Origin of the sequence: Bifidobacterium santillanense, assembly GCF_018555385.1 — a bacterium.
In the GTDB taxonomy this organism is placed as follows: domain Bacteria; phylum Actinomycetota; class Actinomycetes; order Actinomycetales; family Bifidobacteriaceae; genus Bifidobacterium; species Bifidobacterium santillanense.
This window is the reverse complement of the sequence record NZ_JAFEJS010000002.1, coordinates 364,909-371,913: the sequence shown is the minus strand read 5'-3', so window position 1 is coordinate 371,913 and position 7,005 is coordinate 364,909. Positions and strand designations below refer to the sequence as shown.

The 7,005-nt window shown below is 67.2% G+C and carries 5 protein-coding genes and 1 tRNA gene; 3 read left to right on the top strand and 3 right to left on the bottom strand.

Annotated elements, in window-relative coordinates; translation table 11 throughout:
* The 3 genes from JS528_RS04140 to JS528_RS04130 all read right to left on the bottom strand — a co-directional run.
* On the bottom strand, positions 1 to 1,082 hold a 1,082-nt coding region (locus JS528_RS04140; protein ID WP_214357812.1), incomplete at its 3' end, for a tetratricopeptide repeat protein.
* A 253-nt stretch (positions 1,083 to 1,335) separates the two neighbouring features.
* Entirely contained in the window at positions 1,336 to 2,523 is a 1,188-nt protein-coding gene (locus tag JS528_RS04135) for an MFS transporter (protein ID WP_214357811.1), read from the bottom strand.
* Positions 2,524 to 2,681: 158 nt separating this feature from the next.
* Positions 2,682 to 2,755 (bottom strand) — tRNA-Pro (locus tag JS528_RS04130).
* 316 nt (positions 2,756 to 3,071) lie between these two features.
* On the opposite strand from JS528_RS04130, the gene lysS reads away from it, so the two are divergent.
* From lysS to JS528_RS04115, 3 genes are all read left to right on the top strand, one after another.
* Positions 3,072 to 4,748: a lysine--tRNA ligase gene (lysS, locus tag JS528_RS04125; RefSeq protein ID WP_214357810.1), complete on the top strand. Its 1,677-nt coding sequence runs from the start codon at positions 3,072 to 3,074 to the stop codon at positions 4,746 to 4,748.
* A 246-nt stretch (positions 4,749 to 4,994) separates the two neighbouring features.
* Positions 4,995 to 6,113: a 1,4-dihydroxy-2-naphthoate octaprenyltransferase gene (menA, locus tag JS528_RS04120; RefSeq protein WP_240541301.1), complete on the top strand. Its 1,119-nt coding sequence runs from the start codon at positions 4,995 to 4,997 to the stop codon at positions 6,111 to 6,113.
* 125 nt (positions 6,114 to 6,238) lie between these two features.
* Positions 6,239 to 6,979, top strand: a complete 741-nt coding sequence (locus JS528_RS04115; RefSeq protein ID WP_214357809.1) for a phosphoglyceromutase — start codon at positions 6,239 to 6,241, stop codon at positions 6,977 to 6,979.
* Positions 6,980 to 7,005 lie beyond the last annotated feature (26 nt).

The window sequence follows — 7,005 nt, the reverse complement described above, 5'->3', positions numbered from 1 at the left end:
GGGGAGACGGGCGATGCCGGCGGGGCGGTCGGCTCCGGTGCCGCCGAATCCTCCGGTTCGGCCGATCCCGCGGCCGGCTCCGTGGACGGAGCGGCGGTTCCGGTCGACCCGGCGGCCTTCGCCTCGGCCTCCCTGAGGTTCGACTCGGTGATCCGGTAGTAGTCGGTGTTCCTGCCGTAGCATTCCTCGATCACGACCAGTGCCTGACGGTAGTGCGTCACCGCGTCGTCGAAGCGGTGCTCGGCGTACCTGACCTGCGCGAGTCCGGCCAGGGCCGACGCGTAGTGCGCCGAATGCTCGAGATGCCCGGTCCGGTAGATCTCCAGCGCCTTGGACGCATGCCAGTCGGCGCCCTCGAGTTTGCCTTCCTCAAGCAGCACGAGCGCCAGATTCGTGTGCGACGAGGCCACGTCGATGTCTGCGTCGGGATTCACGCTCGAGACCTCGACGACGCGCAGCGCCTCGCGCAGTTCCAGTTCCGCCTCGTGGATGCGTCCCGTCTCGCTGTAGAGCATCGACAGGTTGTTGTGCAGCGCCGCCAGCCGGCGGTCCTTCGGATCGAAGTTCCTCTCCGCGCACGCGAGGGCCTGCTTGTACAGGTCCTCGGCCTGATCGTAGCGTTTCGCGGCGCGCATCGCGGTCGCGCAGTTGATGAGCGTCGTCGCCCACGCCTCGGACCCTTCAAGCCCCATGCGCAGGGCCAGTTCGATCGCGCGCTGCACGATCCACTGGTTCTCCTCGTGACGGCCCTGCGAGCGGTAGAAACCCATCGTCTCGTTGAGGACGGTCAGCAGGCCCGCGTCGTCGCCGGCGTTCTCCGCGTCGACCATCGCCTGTTCGAGGTACGGTCCCGCCTTCTCCGCGGCGTCGTGCGCCTCGAAGATCGCGTCGAGGCCTCTAAGGAACTCCTGCGTGTCGAAGGTGGGGGAGTCGTCCCCGTCGGTGTCGGCGCCGTTATCGGACCTTGTGCCCGTACCGGCTTGTGCCGCCGCATCGTCGTCCGGGTCGAAGTCGTGCGCGTGCTTCGCCTCCATGCCGAGCAGCGCCGCCTCAAGCGCCGAATCCATCGCGTCATCGCCCATGCCGTCTCCTTCGTCGAGTGTTCCTGCCCTCAAGTCTAGAAGACCGCGCGGCGCCGGACCGGACTGCGACTGTGAGCTGCGTCACCCGCGGTCGGCCCACCTGCCGGCGTACGTTCCTCGGGATTATCGCCGCCCATCCGGCCGAACGTACGTTGACCGTCGCGTAGTGTACGTCCGACCGGATTCCGTCGGGTAATGCCCGGAGGAACGTACGCCTGCGGGCGGGATGGGGAGGATCCCATGAATCACAAAATCACACGTGGATCTCGCGCATGCGTCGGGCGGCCTCGGTGTCGCCCTCGCAGCGCCACGAGTAGAAGACGAGGAGTCCCACGGACAGCAGCGCCAGCGGCACGCCGCCCAGGCCGGTGAAGCGGTAGTTCATCGCGAACGTGGTGAGCATCGTGCCGCCGACGACCGAACCGACCGCGTTGCCGAAGTTGAACGCCACCTGCACGGCGGCGCCCGCGATGAGCTCGCCGCCGCCCTGGCCGGCCTCGGTCATGAGCAGCTGCTGCGGCGCGGAGATGAAGAACAGGCCGAACGCGATCCAGAACGTGAGCAGTGCGGTGACGGCGCGGTTGCCCGGCAGGACGAGCACCATCAGCAGGCCGAGCATCGAGATGAACTGGCCGAGCGCGGCGGTGCCGGCGTGACGCCAGTTGTCGGTGATGCGTCCGCCGATCAGGCCGCCGACGACCATGCCGAAGCCGGCGAGCATCATGAGCAGCGGCACCAGCGCGGCCGGCCAACCGCCGGTCTTCTGCAGCCACGGCGACACGTAGCTCCACCAGCAGAACACGCCGGCGTTGCCGGTGAACACGGCCGCGAGGATCACCCACGGGCCGCGACGGCGCAGGAAGCGGAACTGGCCGAGGATGCCGGTGTCCTTGACGGGCGGCACGAACGGGATCCATGCGAGCGTGAGCACGATCGTCATCGCGGCCCATGCGGCGAGCAGGCCGAAGGCGAGACGCCACGAGAGGAACTCCGCCATGAGCGTGCCGGCGGGCACGCCCAGCATGTTCGCCACGGTCTGGCCGGTCACCATCACCGACACGGCCTGCGCCTCCTTGCCCTTGTCCGCCAGGGTCTTGGCGATCAGGGTCGCGGTGCCGAAGAACGCGCCGTGCGGCAGACCGGAGATGAATCGCGCGGCGATGAGCATCGCGGAGTTCACGGACAGCGCGCTCATCGCGTTGCCGACCAGCGCGATCACCATGAACATGACGATGAGGTTCTTCGGCGGCACCTTGCGTCCGAAGACTAGGATCAGCGTGCCGATGCACACGCCGATCGCGTACGAGGAGATGTAGTGGCCGGCCGTCGGGATGTCCACGCCGGTCGCGGCGGCGGCCTGTGGCAGGATGCCCATCATCACGAATTCCGCGGCGCCGAGGATGAACGCGCCGGCGGCCAGCGCAAGCAGACTCTTCTTCATCGGTGACTCACTTTCCCTTCTTGTTCTCTTCCCGTGTTCCCCTGCTCCCCGTGCCGGCCGGGATGCCCTCGCGGCGCCGGAGGGAGGCGGCATGGATCTGGTCCGTGCCGAGGTATGAAAAAAGGGAAGCGCTGATTTCTCAGCGATTCCCTCAGTTGTCGGGCTGGCGGGATTTGAACCCGCGGCCTCTTCGTCCCGAACGAAGCGCGCTACCAAGCTGCGCTACAGCCCGTTTGGCAACGGGTGATATATTACATGAATCGCGTCGCGGTGCAAATTCGGGTGGTCTTACGGCGTGTCGCAAGTATTTCCAACGGTTTTGCGGATAAGGGATTTGGCGCGTGCCGGAAACCGTCATCGATTTCGTCGGGATTTTTCCTCCGGATTTCCGGTCGGAACCCGTCGTCGGCCCGCCCCGGCCGGCGGGCGCGTTCCCGCGTATGCCGCGCCTTCCCCCTATGCGGCATCCATGCGGCACTCATACGGCACTCATACGGTGCCCATACGGCACCGTCGCGTGTATCTCGGTCTCGCTACACTGTGTGGCTATGTGTGAAACCCAAGAATCCCAAGCAAACGAGGACGAGAACGTCGTTCCCGCGATGACCACCGTGGAACGTGCGGAGATGCTCCTCAAGCAGGATGCGACCATCCGCGAGAAGATCAAGGGCGGCGCCACGCTGGACGAGGCCGTCGACCCGTCCAACAAGGAGTTCGGCCCGCTCGCGCACCCCGAGCAGGTCCAGATGCGCGTCGCCAAGCGCGCCATGATGCTCGAGAACGGCGTCAACCCCTACCCGGTCCACCTCGACGTCACCGACACCATCGAGGGCGTGCGCGCCAAGTACGACGGCAAGCTCGAGCCCGGCCAGGAGACCGAGGACATGGTCGGCATCGCCGGCCGCGTCCTGTTCATCCGCAACGCCGGCGGCCTCAACTTCGTCCAGCTCTCCGCGGGCGACGGCACGAAGATCCAGGGCATGATCTCCAAGAAGGAGATCGGCGCCGACTCCCTCAAGCAGTTCAAGCAGCTCGTCGACCTCGGCGACCACCTGTACCTGCGCGGCCGCGTCATCGCCTCCAAGACCGGCGAGCTGTCCGTGTTCGCCACCGACTGGGCCATCGCCGCCAAGGCGCTCCAGCCGCTGCCGGCCCTGCATAAGGACCTCAACGAGGACACCCGCACCCGCAAGCCGTACATCGGCATGATCGCGGACGAGAAGATCCGCAACATGGTGCGCAACCGCTCCAAGGCCGTCGCCTCCCTGCGCCACACCTTCGCCGGCCACGACTTCATCGAGGTCGAGACCCCGATGCTGCAGACCGTCCACGGCGGCGCCGCGGCCCGTCCGTTCACCACGCACATGAACGCGTTCGATCTGGACCTCTACCTGCGCATCGCGCCGGAGCTGTTCCTCAAGCGCTGCCTCGTCGGCGGCATCGACCGCGTGTTCGAGATCAACCGCGACTTCCGCAACGAGGGCGTCGACGCCACGCACGCCCCCGAGTTCACGATGGTCGAGGCCTACCAGGCCTACGGTACCTACGACACCATCGGCCAGCTCGTCAAGGAGCTCGTGCAGAAGACCGCGATGGACGTCTACGGCTCGCACAAGGTCACCCTGCTCGACGGCACCGAATACGACTTCGGCGGCGAGTGGAAGACCATCAGCATGTACGACTCCCTGTCCGAGGCGCTCGGCGAGGAGATCGTCCCGAACGGCGGCCCGGAGCACCCCGGCACCTCCGTCGAGCATCTGGGTGCGATCGCCGACAAGCTCGGCGTCGAGCGCGACGACGTGGAGAACCACGGCAAGCTCGTCGAGCACCTGTGGGAGCACTTCTACGAGGACAAGCTCTACGAGCCGACCTTCGTGCGCGACTTCCCGGTCGAGACCTCCCCGCTGGTCAAGGGCCACCGCTCCAAGCCCGGCGTCGTCGAGAAGTGGGACCTCTACGTGCGTGGCTTCGAGCTCGCGACCGGCTACTCCGAGCTCAACGACCCGGTCGTCCAGCGTGAGCGCTTCGTGGCCCAGGCCAAGGACGCGCTCGCCGGCGACGAGGAGGCGTGCGACATCGACGAGGACTTCCTCGAGGCCCTCGGCGTCGGCATGCCGCCGGCCGGCGGCATGGGCATGGGCATCGACCGACTGCTCATCGCCCTGACCGGCGCGACGATCCGCGAGACCATCACCTTCCCGCTCGTCAAGCCGCTCATCGGCTGAGAGACCGTCGACATCTGCCTTGCCAAGGGACCGCTGAACACCTCAGCGGTCCCTTTTCTCGAAATGTGCCCATGTCCCGAGAGAATGTGCCGCTTTGTCCGTCTCAGCGGTACTTTCTCTCGGGATTCGCCCATGTCGCGAGAAAAAGTACCGTTGGCTCGTTCCCAGCGGTACTTTTTCTCGCGATGGACCTCCGTATCCGTGGGAGACGTCGACGCCGCAGCTACGGTAGCTACGATGGGAACCATGAATCTTGGTCTGTGGCTCAGGGGAATCCGTCCGAAGACGCTGCCGCTCGCGGTGGCGCCGGTCGTCGCGGCGTCCATGGCGATGTGGAGCACCGTGTTCGAGGGTGTGTGGGGCGGCTCGTACCTGCACAGACCCTGTCCGGTGATCGGCGGCCGCCCGGGGCCCGATCCGGGCGACCTCTACGGCACATGCCTGACCTCGCCCGGCTGGTACGCCGCGGTGACGCTGCTGTGCGCGGGCGTCGCCCTGTTCCTCCAGATCGCCGCCAACCTCGCCAACGACTACTCCGACGGCGTCCGCGGCGCGGACGAATCGCGCGGCGCCGGCGAGGACGTCAGCGGCAAGCCCCAGCGGCTCACCGCATCGGGACTGGTCGAGCCGAAGCGGGTGCTGCTCGCCGCCGGCGTCAACGCGGCGCTCGCCTGCGTCTGCGGCCTCGCCGTCACCATCCTCACCGGGCACTGGTGGTTCATCGGCCTCGGCCTGGTCTGCCTCGCGGCCGGCTGGTGCTACGTGGGCGGCCGTCATCCCTACGGCTACCACGGATTCGGCGAGATCTCGGTGTTCGTGTTCTTCGGGCTCGTGGCCACCTGCGGCACGTCGTACGCCCTGTCCGACGAGATCCCCTTCCTCGTCGTCTGGACCGCCACGGCGCTCGGTCTCGTCGCCGTCGGCGTGCTGTGCGTCAACAACCTGCGTGACGCCGACGACGACGCGATCCACGGCAAGCGCACGTGGATGGTGCGTCTGGGGCGGGACCGCGGCCTCGTGCTCGCCGAGGCGACGCTGATCGTCCCCGTGGTGATGGCTGCGCTGTCGTACGCCTCCTACGCGCCGCTCGTCAGAGTCGCGAGTTCGGCGGTGAACCCCCGCTGCGGCACGCTCTTCGAGGGAACGGGCGATACGACCGGTCATGTGGCGTGCTCCGGCATGCCATGGTGGGACGTGGCGGCGGCGATCGCGGGGACGGCGACGCTGGCCGCGTCGATCATGCTGTGCGTGGCCGCCGTGCGCTCGCTGCGCACCGGGGGATACCGCAGGGCGCTGCCGGCGGCCGTGCTGCTGTCGCCCGCGGCGGCGCTGACCTTCGGATGCGCGTATCTGATGGGCGCGTGACGGGCGGGCCGGGGCGGACGGACCCGTCGGACGTCCCCGGGGGAGTGGCGTCCCGTGTCCGAACATCGGCGAAAAACATGGGATGAATACTCGTGTCCGGCATTTCGGGGCGGTAGACTGGCCGTATGACTTACAAACTAGTACTGCTCCGTCATGGACAGAGCGCATGGAACAAAACCAATCAGTTCACCGGCTGGGTCGACGTCCCGCTGACCGAGCAGGGTGAGGCCGAGGCCAAGCGCGGCGGCGAGCTGCTCAAGGAGAAGAACGTCCTTCCGGACATCGTCTTCACCTCCCTGCTGCGTCGCGCCATCAACACCGCCAACATCGCGCTGGACGCCGCGGATCGTCTGTGGATCCCGGTCGAGCGCAACTGGCGTCTCAACGAGCGTCACTACGGCGCTCTGCAGGGCAAGAACAAGACGGAGATCCGCGAGGAGTACGGCGACGAGAAGTTCATGCTGTGGCGCCGCTCCTACGCCACCCCGCCGCCCGAGATCGACCCGAACGACCAGTACGCGCAGAACAACGACCCGCGCTACACCGGCGATCCGGTTCCGGAGGCCGAGTGCCTGGCGGACGTCGTCAAGCGCGTCGAGCCGTACTTCAAGTCCGACATCGAGCCGCAGCTCAAGGCCGGCAAGACCGTCCTGATCGCCGCCCACGGCAACTCGCTGCGCGCGATCGTCAAGATGCTTGACAACCTCTCCGAGGAGGAGATCGCCAAGGTCAACATCCCGACGGCCATCCCGCTGCTGTACGAGCTGGACGAGAACTTCAAGCCGGTCAAGCCGCGTGGCGAGTACCTCGACCCGGAGGCCGCCGCCGCCGGTGCCGCCGCCGTCGCCGCCCAGGGCCAGAAGTGAGCCTCGGTTCCTGATCTGATTCACGG

Coding starts and splice junctions, on each gene's coding strand:
- JS528_RS04135 (WP_214357811.1), bottom strand. CDS start 2,523: ATGAAGAAGAGTCTGCTTGCGCTGGCCGCCGGCGCGTTCATCCTCGGC.
- lysS (WP_214357810.1), top strand. CDS start 3,072: ATGTGTGAAACCCAAGAATCCCAAGCAAACGAGGACGAGAACGTCGTT.
- menA (WP_240541301.1), top strand. CDS start 4,995: ATGAATCTTGGTCTGTGGCTCAGGGGAATCCGTCCGAAGACGCTGCCG.
- JS528_RS04115 (WP_214357809.1), top strand. CDS start 6,239: ATGACTTACAAACTAGTACTGCTCCGTCATGGACAGAGCGCATGGAAC.